The following is a 14,972-nucleotide window of genomic DNA, read 5'->3' on the forward strand; positions in this document are numbered from 1 at the left end:
CCCCGTTCCCGGGGGGACGAGACCGGGTGACCAGGTCCGGCGGAGACGTTCCGTGACCACTCACGTCGACGGCGCGGTGCCGTCGGTGGCGCCGGATCCGGACGACGGGAACCCGGACGACGGGATTCTCGACGACGGGGGTTCTGCCCGGCACCCGTCCGAGTTCGACGACGGCTCCCAGTGGGTGCGCGCCGAGATCCAGCGTCGGATGGCGGAGAACCGCTCGACGCGCGGTCGGCATGCGCGTCGTGGTGAGGCGGCGGCCGGGCAGCCGGACGGCCTGGGAGGCCGCGAGGCCTCGCAGGGCCGTCGACGCAAGCCCGTCGCGCCGGCCCGCATCCCGCCGCCCCCGCCCGTTCCGCCTCCGGGATCGGTCGCGGCGGGCGACCTCCCCGAGAACTACGTGCCGCGGCACTCCGTCCTGACCCCCGGCCCCGCCGCGGAGCCTGCCGCGCCGATCAGCGGGCCGATCCCGGTCGTGCGCCCGGTGGCCGACGACGGCACCACCGCCGAGGTCCCGAACACCATCGAGACCCGCAGCGCGCCCGTCGGAGGCCCGTCGCTGCCGCCGACGGGGATTCCGCTGCCCGTCCGCAAGCGGCGCACCGGTCCCGGCGTGCCGCTGCACGGCGACGGCAGCGCCGCCGGGCCCTGGTCGCGGCCGGGCTCCTCGATCGTGCCGGACCAGCCCGTCCAGCGGCTCGGCGCTCCGCCGGGAGTCCCGGGCGGCTCCGACTCCCTGCCGTCGTGGGGCGTCCCGGCCTCCCCGCCGTACGGGTTCGCGGCCGCGGCCGCGGCGCCCACCGAGGTCACGCCGCGGCCGGACACCGGTCCGGCGGAGATCGTCGACGACGCCGCGGACACCGTCGACGACGTCGGCGTCGCTGCCGGCGCCGGGCTCGTGCAGCCGGCCGACTACACCGACTACGACGACTACGACGATGACGACGACGCGTACGACGACGACGAGTACGACGGCGACGGCGACGAGTACGACGACGATGGCGACGGCGACGGCGACGGCGACACGGACGACGCCGACGACCACGACACGGGCGCCGTCGACACGGGCGCCGTCGACCCGGCTGCCGACACCGTCGACACGGCCGGGACCGATCTCGCCGAGGCGGCCACCACCGTGCTGCCGGTGATCCACACCGGGACGCCGCCACCCGCCCGCATGGTCGGGATACCGGTGCAGCGGGCGCCGGTCCACAACCGGAACGTCCCGCCGCGGCCGGTGACCCCGCGCCACATCCCCGTCGTGGGCACGGCGCCGCCGGAGCCCGGCAGTACCCGTGTGCGGGTCGTGCTCTCCGAGCGCAAGGGCGTCGCCCGGCCGGTGCGGACGATCAAGGAGGTCCAGGAGGGCACCGCGGTCGGCGAGCTGCTGCGCCGCAACCTCATCCGCTCGCAGCTCATGGTGACGCTGCGGTTCGCGGCGCTCACCGTGTTCGTCCTCGGCACCCTGCCTGCGGTCCTCACGCTGCTGCCCGAGGTCGGGCGGTTCCACCTGCTGGGCGTCCGCGTGCCGTGGCTGCTGCTCGGACTGCTGATGTACCCGTTCCTGGTCGGGGTCGCGTGGCGCTACACGCGGGTGGCGGACCGCGTCGAGCAGAACTTCGCGGACCACGTGCAGGACTGAGTGGACATGAGCACCTCCGGGATCGTCGCGCTCGTCGCGATCGCGCTCGTCGCGGTGGCCTCGGCCTTCATCGGGTCCCTCGGCGTCCGCGTCGCCCGCAGCACGTCCGACTTCCTCGTCGCGTCGCGCACCGTCGGCCCGGTCGCCAACGCCAGCGCGATCTCCGGGGAGTACCTGTCGGCGGCGTCGTTCCTCGGCGTCGCCGGCATGATCCTGCGCGACGGCGCGGACGCCCTGTGGTTCCCCATCGCGTTCACCACCGGCTACCTGGCGCTCGTGCTCTTCGTCGCTGCGCCGCTGCGCCGCTCGGGCGCGTACACGGTGCCCGACTTCGCCGTCGCGCGGTTGAACTCCGACGGCCTGCGCCGGATGTGCACGGTCTTCGTGCTCGTCATCGGGTGGCTCTACCTGCTGCCCCAGCTCCAGGGCGCCGGGCTGGCGCTGACCACGCTGACGGCCCTACCCGCGTGGAGCGGGATCGCCGGCGCGGGGCTGGTCGTCGTGCTCACCGTGGTCGGCGGCGGCATGCGGTCGATCACGTTCGTGCAGGCGTTCCAGTTCTGGCTGAAGCTGACGGCGCTGCTGGTGCCGGCCGTCTTCGTGCTCGGCCTGTTCCTGTCCGACAGCCGGAGCCTGGAGCGCGACACCGCTCCCGACTTCCGCGACGCGACGACCGTCGACGTCCGCACCGACGCGGTCCTGCAGACCTCGGAGACGGTGAACCTGGTCGTCGACGGCACGGTCGACCGGGTCCGCGTGGACGGGTCGGTGACGTGGGCGCCGGGCCGGCACGAGGTGGCTGCCGGTACCCAGCTGAAGTTCCCGGCGGGCTCGCCGGTGCCGACGGTCGCGGGTGCGCCGACCACGGACCGGGAGTGGCTCCAGCCGGGAACCGGCGATGCCGACTACCAGATGCTCGCCATCTACTCCGTGCTCATCGCCGGCGCGCTCGGCACGATGGGCCTGCCGCACGTGCTCGTCCGCTTCTACACCAACCCGGACGGCCGGGCGGCTCGCCGCACGACCGTGGCCGTGCTGGCGATGATCGGCGGGTTCTACATCGTGGCCGTGCTCGTCGGGGTGCTCGCCCGGCTCTACACGCCGGGCCTGCTCGCGACGAGCGAGACCGATGCCGCGGTGCTCCTGGTGCCCTCGGCCGCGCTCGGCGACGGCTGGACGGCGTGGCTGCTCGGCGGTCTCGTCGCGGCCGGGACGGCGGCGGCCTTCCTGTCGACGTCGTCCGGACTGGTAGTGAGCCTGGCCGGGGTGCTGTACACCGACGTGCTGCGCGGCAGGTGGAAGGACCTCCGGCTGGCCGCGGTGCTCTCGGCGGTGCTGCCGATCGCGATGGCGTTGTCGGTGGTGCGGCTGGACCTCGGCCTCACGGTGCCGCTGGTCTTCGCGGTGGCGGCCTCCACGTTCTGCCCGCTGCTCGTGCTGGGCATCTGGTGGCGTGGGCTGACGGCGCGCGGGGCGGCCGCCGGCGTACTGGTGGGCGGGGTCCTGTCCACGGTCGCCGCGCTGCTGAGCCTGTTCGCGCGGCTGCCGGAAGGACTGCTCGGGCTGCTGATCCACCGGCCCGCGATCGCGACGGTGCCTGCCGCGTTCCTGACGATGGTGGTGGTCAGCCGGATGTCCAAGGGCGAGATCCCGGCGGACGTCGACGACGTGCTCCTGCGCCTGCACGCCCCCGAACGGCTCGGCCTCAACCACGACCGGGTCTGACGGGCGCAGCTCCGCACCCTCCGTGACCCTCCGTCGTTGTCCAGGGCACGGGTACCACGGACGAGTGGCGCCCGAGAGGTGGACACGGGAGGCGCAGCGTGCAGGCCACCGATTGGGACTTCGGCGAGGTGAAACCGCCGTCCGCGCACGAGCAGGCGACGTTGCACGAGCAGGTGCAGGCCGGACCGGAGTTCGTCGAGCTGCGCCGGAGGCTGCGGGGCTGGGTGTTCCCGATGTCCGCCGCGTTCCTGCTCTGGTACTTCGCGTACGTCGTGCTCGCCTCGTACGCACGTGAGCTGATGGCGACGCCCGTGTCGGGCGTGATCACGGTGGGCCTGCTGGTCGGGCTCGCGCAGTTCGTGTCGACGTTCGCGCTGACCGCGGCCTACGTCCGCTTCGCCGCCCGCCGGCTCGACCCGCTGGCCGCGCAGATCCGCTGCTCCATGGAGGACCACCGGTGAGCGCCGAGGAGCAGGTCGGCAGCGTCGGGCTGAACCTGGCCATCTTCGGTGCGTTCGTGCTGGTCACGCTGGTGCTCGTGTACCGGGCGGGGCGCACCACCCACACGACCTCGGACTACTACGCGGCGGGCCGCGGGTTCACCGGGCCGCAGAACGGCGTCGCGATCGCCGGCGACTACCTTTCGGCCGCGTCGTTCCTCGGGATCGCGGGCGCGATCGCCGTCAACGGCTACGACGGGTTCCTCTACTCGATCGGGTTCCTCGTGGCGTGGCTCGTGGCGCTGCTGCTGGTGGCCGAGCTGATGCGGAACACCGGCCGTTTCACGATGGGCGACGTGCTGGCCTACCGGATGCGCCAGCGTCCGGTGCGTGCTGCCGCGGCGACGTCGACGCTGGTCGTCTCGGCGTTCTACCTGCTCGCGCAGATGGCCGGGGCGGGCGGGCTGATCGCGCTGCTGCTGCAGATCCCGGCCGGCGACCGGATCGGTCAGGGCCTCGTGATCGTGGTCGTCGGCACCCTGATGATCGTCTACGTGCTGGTCGGCGGCATGAAGGGCACCACGTACGTGCAGATCATCAAGGCGGTGCTGCTGCTGGTCGGTACAGCCGTGATGGCCGCCTGGGTGCTCGGCGTCGTCGGGCTCGACGTCGGCGAACTGCTCGAGCGCGCCGCCGAACGCAGCCCGCACGGCACGGCGATCTTCGAGCCCGGACTGCAGTACACGAACCCGGTCGACTTCATCTCTCTGGCGCTGGCGCTGGTGCTGGGCACCGCGGGGCTGCCGCACATCCTCATGCGCTTCTACACCGTCCCGAACGCCGTCGAGGCGCGTCGGTCGGTGGTGTGGGCGATCTGGCTGGTCGGCGTGTTCTACCTGTTCACGCTGGTTCTCGGCTACGGCGCGACGGCGCTGCTGCCTCCGGGGACGGTGACCGCGGCGAACCAGAACAACGCCGCACCGCTGCTCGCCTATCACCTCGGCGGCGAGTTCCTGCTCGGCGTCGTGTCGGCGATCGCCTTCGCCACCATCCTTGCGGTCGTCGCGGGGCTGATGATCACTGCGTCGGCCTCGTTCGCCCACGACGTCTACGCCAACGTGATCCGCCGAGGGGCCGCGTCGCCGCGATCCGAGGTGCGGGTGGCGCGGCTGACCGCGGTGGCCGTCGGCATCATCGCGATCGTCGGCGGGATCGTGGCGAACGGGCAGAACGTCGCGTTCCTCGTCGCGCTGGCGTTCGCCGTGGCGGCGTCGGCGAACCTGCCGACGCTGCTGTACTCGCTGTTCTGGGCCCGGTTCAACACCACCGGCGCGCTGTGCAGTATCTACGGCGGCCTCGTCACCAGCGTCGTGCTGATCGTGCTCTCACCGGCGGTGTCGGGCAAGCCTGCGGACCCGGCGACCGGCCGCAGCGCGTCGATGCTGCAGGGCGTCGACTTCCACTGGTTCCCGCTTGACAACCCGGGCCTGGTGTCGATCCCGCTGTCCTTCCTGCTCGGTGCGGTGGGCACGGTGCTGGGCGGGCGGCGCCCGGACGCCGCGCGGCGGTACGCCGAGATGGAGGTCCGGGCGCTGACGGGGGCGGGCGCGGAGCGGGCGACGGTGCCGGAAGCGGCGACGGTCGCGCGCTGACGCCGTTCGGGCGGGGTCCGGGAGTGCAGCATGGTGGCTTTACTGCGGTGGGACCGCTGCAAAGCCACCATGCTGCGAGCCCCGACGCCGCCCCGGCTCACCGGGACGGAACGCCCCCGCGTGGCAGGATTGGCCCATGAACGGCGTTCCCACCGTCCCGGTGGCCGACGTGCCCGCCGACGCCCCGCTCCTCGACGTCCGCGAGCCCGACGAGTGGGCCGCGGGCCACGCCCCGACGGCGCGACTCCTGCCCATGTCCGAGCTGATCGAGCGGATCGACGAGCTGCCCGACGACGACCCGCTCTACGTCGTCTGCCGCTCCGGCGGCCGCTCGGCGCGGGTCGTGGCCTACCTCGCCGCCCAGGGCTATCCCGCGGTCAACGTCGACGGCGGCATGCAGGCGTGGTCCGCCCAGGGCCGGGCGGTGGTCGCCGACTCCGGCACACCGCAGATCGTCTAGCCGGCCACCGATCGTGTCCGTCCCCGCCGGGATGCCCTGCCCCCGTTGCGGGCACGTGTCCGACGCCGCCGGGGGCCCCTTCTGCCCGCACTGCGGGCGCTACCTCGCCACCCTGCAGTGGGTGGCCGAGCCCCCTGCGTCGACCGTCGCCACGCTCCCGGTTCCGCAGCCGACCCGCTACGTCGGTCCGCCGCGCTACGCCCAGCCCCCGAAGTGGGGTTTCCCGGCGGCGCCGTGGGCGGTTCCCGACACGTCCGCGCCCTCGGTCCCGGCCGAGCGGACCGCCCGCTCGCTGGCCGCCGTCGCGGTTCCCCTGCTCTGGGCGCTGGCCGCGGTCGCGCTGCTGGCGGGCGGTGCCGAGATCTGGCGCTACGTCCTGCTGCTGGCCAGCCGGGAGGGCGCGCTGTCGGCGGACGCGGTGGCTGCGTCGGACGCGCTGGTGCTCGCCGCGGGAACGGGGACGGTCCTGCTCGGCCTCGCCTCGGGCTGTTTCGTGGTCGCATGGTCGCTGCACGCCGCGGTCGCGGCCGCGGCGCGGACCGGGTCGCGGCCGTCGCGGTCGTGGCGCGAGATCGTGCTCGGCTGGGTCGTACCGGGCTGGAACCTCGCGGTCGCCGGCCCGGTGTTCGCCGAGATCGAGCACGGGGCGCTGGACCGGGCGCCCGACCGACGTCCGCAACCGTCGCGTCTGGTCCGCGTCTGGTGGCTCCTCTGGGTGGTCGGCGGAGTGATCGCGGCCGTCGTGCTGGCCTGGTCGTGGCGCACCGGCGTCCAGGCGAGGGCGGACGGGGTCGTGCTGCACGCCGTGCTGGATCTGGTCGCCGCGGCGACGGCCGGCGTCACCGCGGTGCTCGTGGGCAGGCTGACGGCGCTGCTGAACCCGGTCCGCGCGCCGCGCAGGCGGTTGCTGCTCGCCGTCCAGGACGGCGCAGCTACGGCGTCCGATGGTGACCTCGCACGCTCGGTCACGCCGCCAACCGCAGCTCCCGCAAGCCCCGCATGACGAAGTCGGGCCGCCGTCGAGGCCGCGCCGCGAGCGTCATGCCCGGCAGGCGGCGGCGCAACGCGTCGAGCACCGCAGCCACCTCGACCCGGGCGAGCGGGGCGCCCAGGCAGTAGTGGACGCCGGCGCCGAAGCCCAGGTGCGGGTTCGGGCGGCGACCGACGTCCAGTTCGGTGGGGCGGTCGAAGACCTGGGGGTCGTGGGCGGCGGCGCCGAGCAGCGCCGCGACCTTGGTGCCCTCGGGGACCGGGTGTCCGGCGACGACGGTGTCGCGCATCGCGGTCCGCTCGAACAGCTGCAGCGGCGGGTCGTAGCGGATGAGCTCCTCGACGGCCGTCGCGTCCAGCCCCGGGTCGGCCACGAGGCGGCGCCACTGCTCGGGACGGTCGAGCAGGGCGAGCACGCCGTTGCCGATGACGTTGACGGTCGCCTCGTGGCCGGCCATCAGCAGCAGCGCGGCGGTGCCGACCAGCTCGTCGGTGCTCAACCGCGCTCCGCGCCCGCTCCGCTCGGGGCCGAGATCGGCACTGACGAGGTCGCTCACCAGGTCGTCGCCGGGGTGCACACGGCGATGGGCGATCAGCTCGCGCAGGGCGCCGGCGAACTCCGCGGACGACTCCTCCGCGCGGGCGCGTCGGCCGTCGCCGGGGTCCGGCTCGTACATCGCGACGATCGCGGTCGACCAGCCACGCAACCGCGGCCGGATCTCCTCGGGCAACCCGAGCAGCTCAGCGATCACCTCGACCGGCAGCACGTGCGCGACGCCGGCCATGAGGTCCGCCGAGCCCGTGTGGCGCACCTGGACCGCGAGCTCGGCGATCAGCCGGTCCGCCAGGGCGCGCACGGCCGGCTCCAGCCGCGCGGTGTGCCCGCGGTTGAACGCGGCGGCCACGAGCGTGCGCAGGCGGTCGTGCGGCTCGCCCTCGCGCTCGAGCAGCGAGTTGCGGTGGAGCAGGTTGAACGCGGGGAAGTCGGCGGCGGGCTGCGCGTCCGCCCAGATCCGCCCGAGCGAACGCCCGCGGAGCACCTCCGAGCACGCGGCGTGCGACACCGCGACGGGCATGCCCAGCAGCGGGTGCTCGTGAACGGGGGCGATCGCCCGCAGGGCGGCGAAGGTGGGGTAAGGGTCGTCGAGAAAGGCGGCGTCGGCGGGGTCGAACGGCACGGGAAGCCTCCGGCTGGATGACAGGAAGGCCACCTTCCTGTCCTGACGCGCCATGAAGGTGGCCTTCCTGGCACAACTCGCGGTCGATTGTGCGGGTTACCCCCAGCACCGCCCGTGCGAAGCTCCTGTGACGCACAGCGCTACCGTTCCCGCGATGGCCAAGAAGACTCGCCGCGCCGCCGCGGCAGACGCGACCGCCGGTGAGAACCCCCGCCGCCCCTGCCCGTGCGGCTCGGGCAAGCGCTACAAGGCCTGCCACGGCGCGGGAGACGACGTGATCGTCACCCGTCCGTTCGCCGGTCTCGCCGCCGAGTGCGAGCTGGTCGCGATGCGCGAGTTCCTGCCGTCGGCGACGGCGCCGCTGCCGACCCGCGACGGGCAGCAGGCCACGGTGGCGACCGTGCTGCCGGGCGCGTCGGCCGCGCTCGTCCGGCCGAACGGCGAGGTCCTGCTCGGCATGCAGGTCCAGACCCGCTCGGGCGACCTGTCGGCGGACATCGCCCGAGCCCTGCGCTGGACGCGTGACGCGGAGCCGGGATCTGCCCTGCCGGTCGTCCCGACGACCGCGGGCGACCCGGTGCGCCTGCAGGACGTCATCGAGGTCGACGCACCCCTGGACCTCACGATCCACACCGACTTCTCCTGGTGGCTGGCGCCGGAGGACGCGGCGTCGCCGACGGCCGAGGTCGCGGCCACCCTCGAGCGGGCGAACGCCGTGATCATGCCGACCGAGGCGGTGGTCGCCGACGGTGTGCGGGCGGCGTTCTGGGTCGACACCGGTTCGAAGGCCCACATCCGCTGGGTGCGCCCGGAGCCCGAGGAGCGGCTCGTCGCCGCACTCGCCCGGCTGCAGGCCGCCGGGGGGCTGGACCTGGGCGAGGGCAGCCGGTACGTCGGGTCGTTCCGCGCGCACGGGCTCGTCGTGCCCGTCTGGGACCTCGACCGCGAGCAGCACGCCAAGGAGTGGGCGGCCCCGGCGGCGGCGTTCGCGAAGCGGCTGGACGAGGCACTGGCCGACGAGGCGCCGCTGACGGACATCGAGCGCCGCGCGCGCGGCGCGCTGGCGGGCAAGCAGGTCACGCTCCGGTAGTACGCGTGGCCGCTCATCTGTGAAAGGGTGTAATCCGTGCAGCGCGCCTTCGGTCTCGACGTCCCCGACTCCGTCGCCGAGATGTGCCGCCCCGCCGCAGCGGGCGTGCTCGTCTACGACGCGCAGGTCGGCATCCTGCCGCACGTCAAGGACGGCGAGGTGCTCGTCGACCGGATCCGCGAGATCGTCGACGCCGCCCGTGCGGCGGACGTCCCGGTCTTCTACGTCCGGCACGTCTCGCTGCCGCCGACGCACCTCGGGGTTGGGGCACTGCGTACGGCGATGGCGTGGCAGCGCAAGGACCGGGCGCAGGACGTCACCACCGCCTTCCCGCCGGACGCCCCGCACACCGCGATCGTCGACGAGCTCGCCCCCGTGGCCGGCGAGCCGGTGTTCGACAAGCTCGGCATGTCGGCCCTCGTCGGCACGCCGCTGGAGGCCGCGCTGCGCGACCGCGGCATCACCACGCTGGTCCTCGTCGGGGCGGTCCTCGAGATCGGCATCGAGCCGACCGCCCGGCACGCCGCGGATCTGGGCTTCCTCCCGGTGGTGGTGGACGACGCGTGCGGGATCGTCGAGCCGGACGCCGCGCAGCGCTCGCTCGACTCGCTGGACTACTCGCTGATGTCGTACCGCGCGACCACCGCCGAGATCGTGGCGGCCTTCGGCTCCGCCTAGGGCAGCCAGGTCACGCGGCCGCGCAGCGCGGCGTAGCCGAGGAAAGCGGCCACGTCGATCAGCGTGTGGGCGCCGACCAGCATCCACAGCCGGTTGGTGCGCTGCCACACCCGGCCGAACACCAGGCCCATCGCGATGTTGCCGAGGAACCCGCCGAGGCCCTGGTAGAGGTGGTAGGCCCCGCGCAGCACGGCCTGGGCGGCGAGGGAGCGGTTCTCCGACCACCCCAGCTGCCGCAGCCGGGTCAGCAGGTAGCCGACCATCACCACCTCCTCCGCCCAGGCGTTCGCCGCGGCGGAGGCGATCAGCACCGGCAGCCGCCACCACGTGTCGTCCAGCGTCGTGGGGGCGATCGTGACGCTCACGCCCAGCGCCTGTGCGACGAGGTAGACGCCCAGTCCCGGGATGCCGATCAGTGTGGCCAGCCCGGCGGCGCCGAGCGCGTCGCGGCCCGGACGGCGCCCGTCGAGCCCGACGGCGCGCAGCGACAGGCCTGCGCGGAGCAGCAGGTAAGCGGCGAGCGCGCCCCAGCCGACGAGCTGCAGCACGCGGGTCAGCTGCAGCGCGAGGTCGACGAGGTCGGCCTGCGCCGCAGGAGCGTTCAGGGCGACCTGCTGCTCGTTCAGCGGGACGGGCTGGAGGAGGGCGTCGACGAGGCTCAGTCCGCTGCGGAGCGCGGACAGGCCGAGGCTGACGGTGAGAACCACCAGCACCTCGGTCGTGACGAGTCGGCGCTGCGTGGGGTCGTCGATCGGCGGGCCGACCGGAGGGGTCGGGATGAGCCAGGTCCGCACGGGCGGCGACGGTACCCGGGCTGTCGTCTGGTCGGCGTAGTCTGGTCCCGTGCTCCGGCTCGTCCTGTCTCCGCGCTGGATCGCCTGGCACCTGCTCGCGCTCGGTGCCATGGTGGCGTGCGGGTTTCTCGCTGCCTGGCAGTGGCGGCGGGCTGGGTCGGCGATGGGCAGCGCGGTCAACGTCGGGTACGGCCTCCAGTGGCCGGTGTTCGCCGTGTTCTTCGCCTACATCTGGTGGCGGATGCTGCGGATCGAGATCGCGAAGCTGTCGGACGAGGTCACGCCCGAGGTCACGCCGGAGCAGGGTCCGGTCGACTCCGAGCCCGCCACCTCCCTGTCGGTCGTCTCGGGCCCCTCGCCGTTCGCCTACCGCGCTCGCGGTGTGGGCACGATCGACGAGGCCGAGAACCCGGCACTGGCCGAGTACAACCGCATGCTCGCCTCGCTCGCCGCGCACGACGGTGATCACGAACGGCGTGGCCACGAACGACGCGAGCAGGAACAGGAAGGACGATAGGTGTCGATCGCGACGGCCCTGCGCAACTACCGGGTGGCCGCCTGGGTGACGGGCATCGGCCTGCTCGTGCTCGTGTTCATCGCGATGCCGTTGAAGTACTTCTTCGGCGAACCACGGCCCGTCGCGCTGGTCGGCATGATGCACGGGTTCCTGTACATGGCCTACATCGTCTGCACGCTGATCCTCGCCGAGCGCTGCCGGTGGCGGCCGCTGGACGCGGTCGTGATCCTGCTCGCGGGGACGATCCCGATCGCGTCGTTCGTCGCCGAGCGGCAGGTCACGCGCCGGGTCCGCGAGGGCCGGGCGGTGCTGGGCTCGGGCTGAGGCACTAACCGTCGGCGGACTGTTCGCGCGCCGCCTCCTGCGTCCGGAACGGGCACCCGACGAGAGCATTCAGCTGCTCGCGCAGCTCCTCGGGCGTCGACGCGCCGCCCGGGAAGGCCAGGCGCACGTCGTGGTCGCGCTGCGGCGTCTCCACCCGCAGGCGCAGCCCGCAGCGGTCGACGCCCAGCGGGCGGATCCGGGCGCCCCGGCAGTGGCTCAGCTCGGAGGGCAGGTGCCGGGCGAGGGCGACGAAGACCTCGGGATGCGACTCCTCGAGGTGGGCCAACCAGTGGTCCTCGAGTCGGCAGAACGGGTCCGGGCGGGCCGCCGCGAGGTCGACGGGCGTGAGCGCGGCGCAGCCGTCGCCGTCGGCGAGCACGGCCGACCCCGGATCGAGTCGCACCAGCGTGGCTCCGTGACCGAGGTCGAGCAGCCGCTCGTGCGGGCGGACGTCCGCGACCTGCAGCGCCATCCGGCGCGCCGCCCGCTGCTCGGGCACCCACAGCCAGCCGGTGATCCACAGCAGCCCGCGGACGGGTTCGCGCAGGTCCACCGCCGCCCGGTCGGCGAGCTCCAGCATCACGGCGGTCTGCCCGCCGCGGACGCGGTCGAGCAACGGGTCGTCGTCGGCGAGCAGCAGCACCGCCGATCCGTCGGCGCGCACGTGGTGCACCAGCGGCGTCACCGGCGCGGAGCCGGTGCCGACGAGCGCGGCGTCGCCTCCGCGCATCGCCAGGCTGCGGGCGCGTTCGGCGTCGGTGGGTGCGGGCGGACGCCGGAGCCGCGTGCTTCCCACGGTTACCCCCTTTAATTAGGTGAGCCTAAGTTATAGAGAGGGTGCACTCATGTCCAGCGACGAGTGGGGCGTCACCCCGTCGCAGTCGGTTCTCTGCCAGCGGTTAGCGTTCCGACCGTGACGACGGTGCCCTCGGCCGACCCAGCGGACCGGTTGCCCGTGCCTCCGCTGTTCGACCACCTCGTCGACGACACCAGCCTGCTGGCGCCGCGCGCGGAGGTGCCCGGGGTCGACGCGGTCGTCACCCGGTACCTGTCCATCCGCGACGGCCGCCACGGCGACCTCCTCGGACAGCTGGTCTGCCCGGTCTCCTGCCTGCCCGCGCTGGTGAAGGAACTGGCGAGAACCGGTCCTGCGCGGCCGGTCGACGTGTCGCTGGTCGTCGACACCGGCCTGGGGGCGGTGCCGAAGGCGCTCTCGACCGTCTTCTCGCGGTCCAACCTGCTCACCCCCCGCACCATCGAGACCGCCGCGCCCGTCGACGTCGACGCGGTCTGGCTGGAGCGCGTGGCGGAGTTCGTCCCGGACGACGTCGTCGCGGTGGTCGAACCGCGCCGGCCGATGGAGCCGGAGGAGCGCGGCGTCGCGGACTGGCTGGACGCGGTGCGGCGGGTCGCCGGGCACGGCTGCACGCTCAAGCTGCGCTGCGGCGGCTCCCGGCCGTCCGAGGTGCCGTCGCTGGCCGAGGTCGAGCGGTTCGTCAGGGTGGTCGCGGAGTCCAAGCGAGGGTTCGTGGTGCTGGGAGCGTTGCCGGTCGTCACCGCCCCCGCGGGGAACGGCCCGCAGCTCGGCGTGCTGAACCTGCTCGTCGCGGCCGCCCGGGCGCTGGCCGACGGTGACGTCGCCGAGGCCCTGGCGAACACGGACGGTCCGGCGCTCGCCGACGAGGCCCGCGCCCTGTCGCCGAGCCAGGTGCAGGAGGTCCGGACGCTGCTGCCGCGGTGCGGCGCGGGTCCCGCGCCCGTTCCCGCCGCGGAGCTCTCCGGCCTCGGCCTGCTCGGCTGACCGGCTGAGTTAGGCTCGCCCACCGTGCCCCGACTGGCGTTCCTCGGCCCGCACGCGACCTTCACCGAACAGGCGCTGCTCACGCTCCCGGAGGCCGAGGGTGCGGAGCTCGTTCCCTGTGCCGGAAACCCGGCGGTGCTGGCGGCGATCCGGGACGGGCGGGCCGACGCCGGCTGCGTGCCGATCGAGAACAGCGTCGAGGGCGCCGTGCCGCCGGTGCTCGACGGACTGCTCGACGATCCGCCACTGATGATCGTCAAGGAGGCACTGCTCGCCGTCCGGTTCGCCGTGATGGTGCGGCCGGGCACCACCGCCGAGCAGATCCGTACGGTCGCCTCGCACAACCACGGCATCGCCCAGACCCGCAACTGGATCGCCCGGAACCTGCCGCACGCCGAGGTCCTGGTGAGCACGTCGACCAGTGAGGCGGCCGCGCAGGTGGCCCGCGGCGAGATCGACGCCGCCGTCTGCGCGCCGCTGGCGGCCGACCAGTTCGGCCTGGAGATCATCGCCGACGACGTCGCGGACAACGCCGGTGCCGTGACGCGCTTCGTGCTGGTCGCCCCGCCCGGCCCGCCACCCGCGCCGACCGGCCACGACCGCACGACGCTGGCCGCCACCACCCAGAACCGCCCCGGATCGCTGCTCGGGCTGCTGACCGAGCTGGCCGTGCGCGGCATCGACCTCACGCGCATCGAGTCGCGTCCGATCAAGGACCGGCACGCCGAGTACTGGTTCCACCTCGACTGCACCGGGCACATCGCGGAGCCGGCGATGGGTGAGGCGATGGCCGCACTGCACCGGCGCTGCGACCGGGTGCGCTTCCTCGGCTCCTACCCGCGGGCCGGGGGCAGGAACGGCGCGGCCTCCGGGGTCGGTGCGCCGGCGGTCCCCGAGCACGGCACCGACTCCGAGGCCTTCGCTGCCTCGGAGCGCTGGCTGGCCGGACTGCGCAGTGGGGGGTCGGTGTGAGGCTCGTTCTCGCGCGGCACGGACGCACGACGGCGAACGTCGCCCACATTCTCGACAGCAGGCCACCGGGTGCGCCGCTCGACGAGCTGGGGCTCGATCAGGCCGAACGGCTCGGCCGGCGGCTGGCCGACCACCCCGTCCGCGCGGTGTACGCCTCCCGCGCGACCCGGGCGCAGCAGACCGCGAAGCCGGTGGCGGCGGCGCACGGGCTGGCGGTCGAGGTGATCGACGGCGTGCACGAGGTGCTCGTCGGCGACCTGGAGGGCCGGTCCGACGACGCGGCGCTGGAGGCGTTCCGCGACGTGTACGACGCGTGGTGGCGCGGCGACCTGGACGCCCGGCTCCCGGGCGGGGAGTCGGCGCTGAACCTGCGGTCGCGCTACCTGCCGGCCGTCGAGCGGATCGTGGCCGCCGTCGACGGCTACAGCGGCGACGGCAACGTCGATGTCGATGTCGATGTCGATGTCGATGTCGATGTCGATGTCGATGTCGACGTCGTGCTGGTCAGCCACGGCGCCGCGATCCGGCTGGCGGCCGCCGCGCTGCTGGGCGACACCGCCGAGACCTGGTACGTCCCCAACACCGGCCTGGTGGTGCTGCGTCCGACGCCGGGCGGCTGGGAGCTGGAGGACTGGGACACGGCCGAGCCGGTGGCCAAGGACGTCACCGCGGGCGGCGCGCCGGACTGACGGCCTGCACCACCCGG

General features: G+C 73.9%; 16 protein-coding genes. 13 read left to right on the forward strand and 3 right to left on the reverse strand.

The genetic code is table 11. From position 1 onward, the window contains the following. Nucleotides 1–52: 52 nt before the first annotated feature. The 6 genes from RM445_RS02450 to RM445_RS02475 all read left to right on the forward strand — a co-directional run bounded on the left by RM445_RS02450 (nt 53) and on the right by RM445_RS02475 (nt 6,925). Nucleotides 53–1,645: a hypothetical protein gene (locus tag RM445_RS02450; RefSeq protein ID WP_311554271.1), complete on the forward strand. Its 1,593-nt coding sequence runs from the start codon at nt 53–55 to the stop codon at nt 1,643–1,645. Nucleotides 1,646–1,651: 6 nt separating this feature from the next. Then, nucleotides 1,652–3,370, forward strand: coding sequence for a sodium/solute symporter (locus RM445_RS02455; protein WP_311554272.1), 1,719 nt, complete (start codon nt 1,652–1,654; stop codon nt 3,368–3,370). 128 nt (nt 3,371–3,498) lie between these two features. Next, the gene (locus RM445_RS02460) at nt 3,499–3,831 is read left to right on the forward strand and encodes a DUF485 domain-containing protein (protein WP_311554398.1); all 333 of its coding nucleotides are present in this window, start codon (nt 3,499–3,501) and stop codon (nt 3,829–3,831) included. Further along, nucleotides 3,828–5,462 (forward strand): solute symporter family protein, encoded by a 1,635-nt coding sequence (locus RM445_RS02465; protein ID WP_311554273.1) that lies wholly within the window; start codon nt 3,828–3,830, stop codon nt 5,460–5,462. Before RM445_RS02460 ends, RM445_RS02465 begins: the two co-directional genes overlap by 4 nt. A gap of 136 nt (nt 5,463–5,598) precedes the next feature. Continuing rightward, complete coding sequence (locus RM445_RS02470) at nt 5,599–5,922, forward strand: rhodanese-like domain-containing protein (RefSeq protein ID WP_311554274.1); 324 nt, start codon at nt 5,599–5,601, stop codon at nt 5,920–5,922. 13 nt (nt 5,923–5,935) lie between these two features. Continuing rightward, nucleotides 5,936–6,925: a DUF4328 domain-containing protein gene (locus tag RM445_RS02475; protein WP_311554275.1), complete on the forward strand. Its 990-nt coding sequence runs from the start codon at nt 5,936–5,938 to the stop codon at nt 6,923–6,925. Here RM445_RS02475 and RM445_RS02480 read toward each other — a convergent pair. Continuing rightward, a complete protein-coding gene (locus tag RM445_RS02480; protein ID WP_397469211.1) occupies nt 6,888–8,114 on the reverse strand; it encodes a cytochrome P450 in 1,227 nt (408 codons plus the stop codon). The genes RM445_RS02475 and RM445_RS02480 overlap by 38 nt on opposite strands. A gap of 130 nt (nt 8,115–8,244) precedes the next feature. Here RM445_RS02480 and RM445_RS02485 point away from each other — a divergent pair, with 130 nt between their 5' ends. Next, the gene (locus tag RM445_RS02485; RefSeq protein WP_311554277.1) at nt 8,245–9,180 is read left to right on the forward strand and encodes a DUF5926 family protein; all 936 of its coding nucleotides are present in this window, start codon (nt 8,245–8,247) and stop codon (nt 9,178–9,180) included. A 36-nt stretch (nt 9,181–9,216) separates the two neighbouring features. After that, nucleotides 9,217–9,858, forward strand: coding sequence for a cysteine hydrolase family protein (locus tag RM445_RS02490; protein WP_311554278.1), 642 nt, complete (start codon nt 9,217–9,219; stop codon nt 9,856–9,858). Here the strand turns inward: RM445_RS02490 and RM445_RS02495 are convergent. Continuing rightward, nucleotides 9,855–10,652, reverse strand: a complete 798-nt coding sequence (locus tag RM445_RS02495) for a CPBP family intramembrane glutamic endopeptidase (RefSeq protein WP_311554279.1) — start codon at nt 10,650–10,652, stop codon at nt 9,855–9,857. The genes RM445_RS02490 and RM445_RS02495 overlap by 4 nt on opposite strands. A gap of 49 nt (nt 10,653–10,701) precedes the next feature. Between RM445_RS02495 and RM445_RS02500 the strand changes: the two genes are divergently transcribed. Both RM445_RS02500 and RM445_RS02505 read left to right on the forward strand, forming a co-directional pair. Further along, nucleotides 10,702–11,169 (forward strand): hypothetical protein, encoded by a 468-nt coding sequence (locus tag RM445_RS02500; RefSeq protein ID WP_311554280.1) that lies wholly within the window; start codon nt 10,702–10,704, stop codon nt 11,167–11,169. After that, entirely contained in the window at nt 11,170–11,493 is a 324-nt protein-coding gene (locus tag RM445_RS02505) for a DUF3817 domain-containing protein (RefSeq protein WP_311554281.1), read from the forward strand. 4 nt (nt 11,494–11,497) lie between these two features. Here RM445_RS02505 and RM445_RS02510 read toward each other — a convergent pair whose 3' ends face one another. Beyond that, nucleotides 11,498–12,289, reverse strand: coding sequence for a DUF2470 domain-containing protein (locus RM445_RS02510; RefSeq protein WP_311554282.1), 792 nt, complete (start codon nt 12,287–12,289; stop codon nt 11,498–11,500). 117 nt (nt 12,290–12,406) lie between these two features. Here RM445_RS02510 and RM445_RS02515 point away from each other — a divergent pair, with 117 nt between their 5' ends. Genes RM445_RS02515 through RM445_RS02525 form a run of 3 tightly spaced genes read left to right on the forward strand, consistent with a single transcriptional unit; the run spans nt 12,407 to nt 14,955 of the window. Then, on the forward strand, nt 12,407–13,294 hold the full coding sequence (locus RM445_RS02515) for a hypothetical protein (RefSeq protein WP_311554283.1): 888 nt from the start codon (nt 12,407–12,409) through the stop codon (nt 13,292–13,294). 24 nt (nt 13,295–13,318) lie between these two features. Further along, on the forward strand, nt 13,319–14,266 hold the full coding sequence (gene pheA / locus RM445_RS02520) for a prephenate dehydratase (protein WP_311554285.1): 948 nt from the start codon (nt 13,319–13,321) through the stop codon (nt 14,264–14,266). Beyond that, nucleotides 14,263–14,955, forward strand: coding sequence for a histidine phosphatase family protein (locus tag RM445_RS02525; RefSeq protein WP_311554286.1), 693 nt, complete (start codon nt 14,263–14,265; stop codon nt 14,953–14,955). Before pheA ends, RM445_RS02525 begins: the two co-directional genes overlap by 4 nt. Nucleotides 14,956–14,972 lie beyond the last annotated feature (17 nt).

The organism is Pseudonocardia charpentierae, assembly GCF_031845345.1.
GTDB classification, from domain to species: domain Bacteria; phylum Actinomycetota; class Actinomycetes; order Mycobacteriales; family Pseudonocardiaceae; genus Pseudonocardia; species Pseudonocardia charpentierae.

Excerpts from the sequence above, each read along its gene's own strand:
- RM445_RS02485 (WP_311554277.1), top strand. The coding sequence starts at position 8,245 with ATGGCCAAGAAGACTCGCCGCGCCGCCGCGGCAGACGCGACCGCCGGT.
- RM445_RS02470 (WP_311554274.1), top strand. The coding sequence starts at position 5,599 with ATGAACGGCGTTCCCACCGTCCCGGTGGCCGACGTGCCCGCCGACGCC.
- RM445_RS02455 (WP_311554272.1), top strand. The coding sequence starts at position 1,652 with ATGAGCACCTCCGGGATCGTCGCGCTCGTCGCGATCGCGCTCGTCGCG.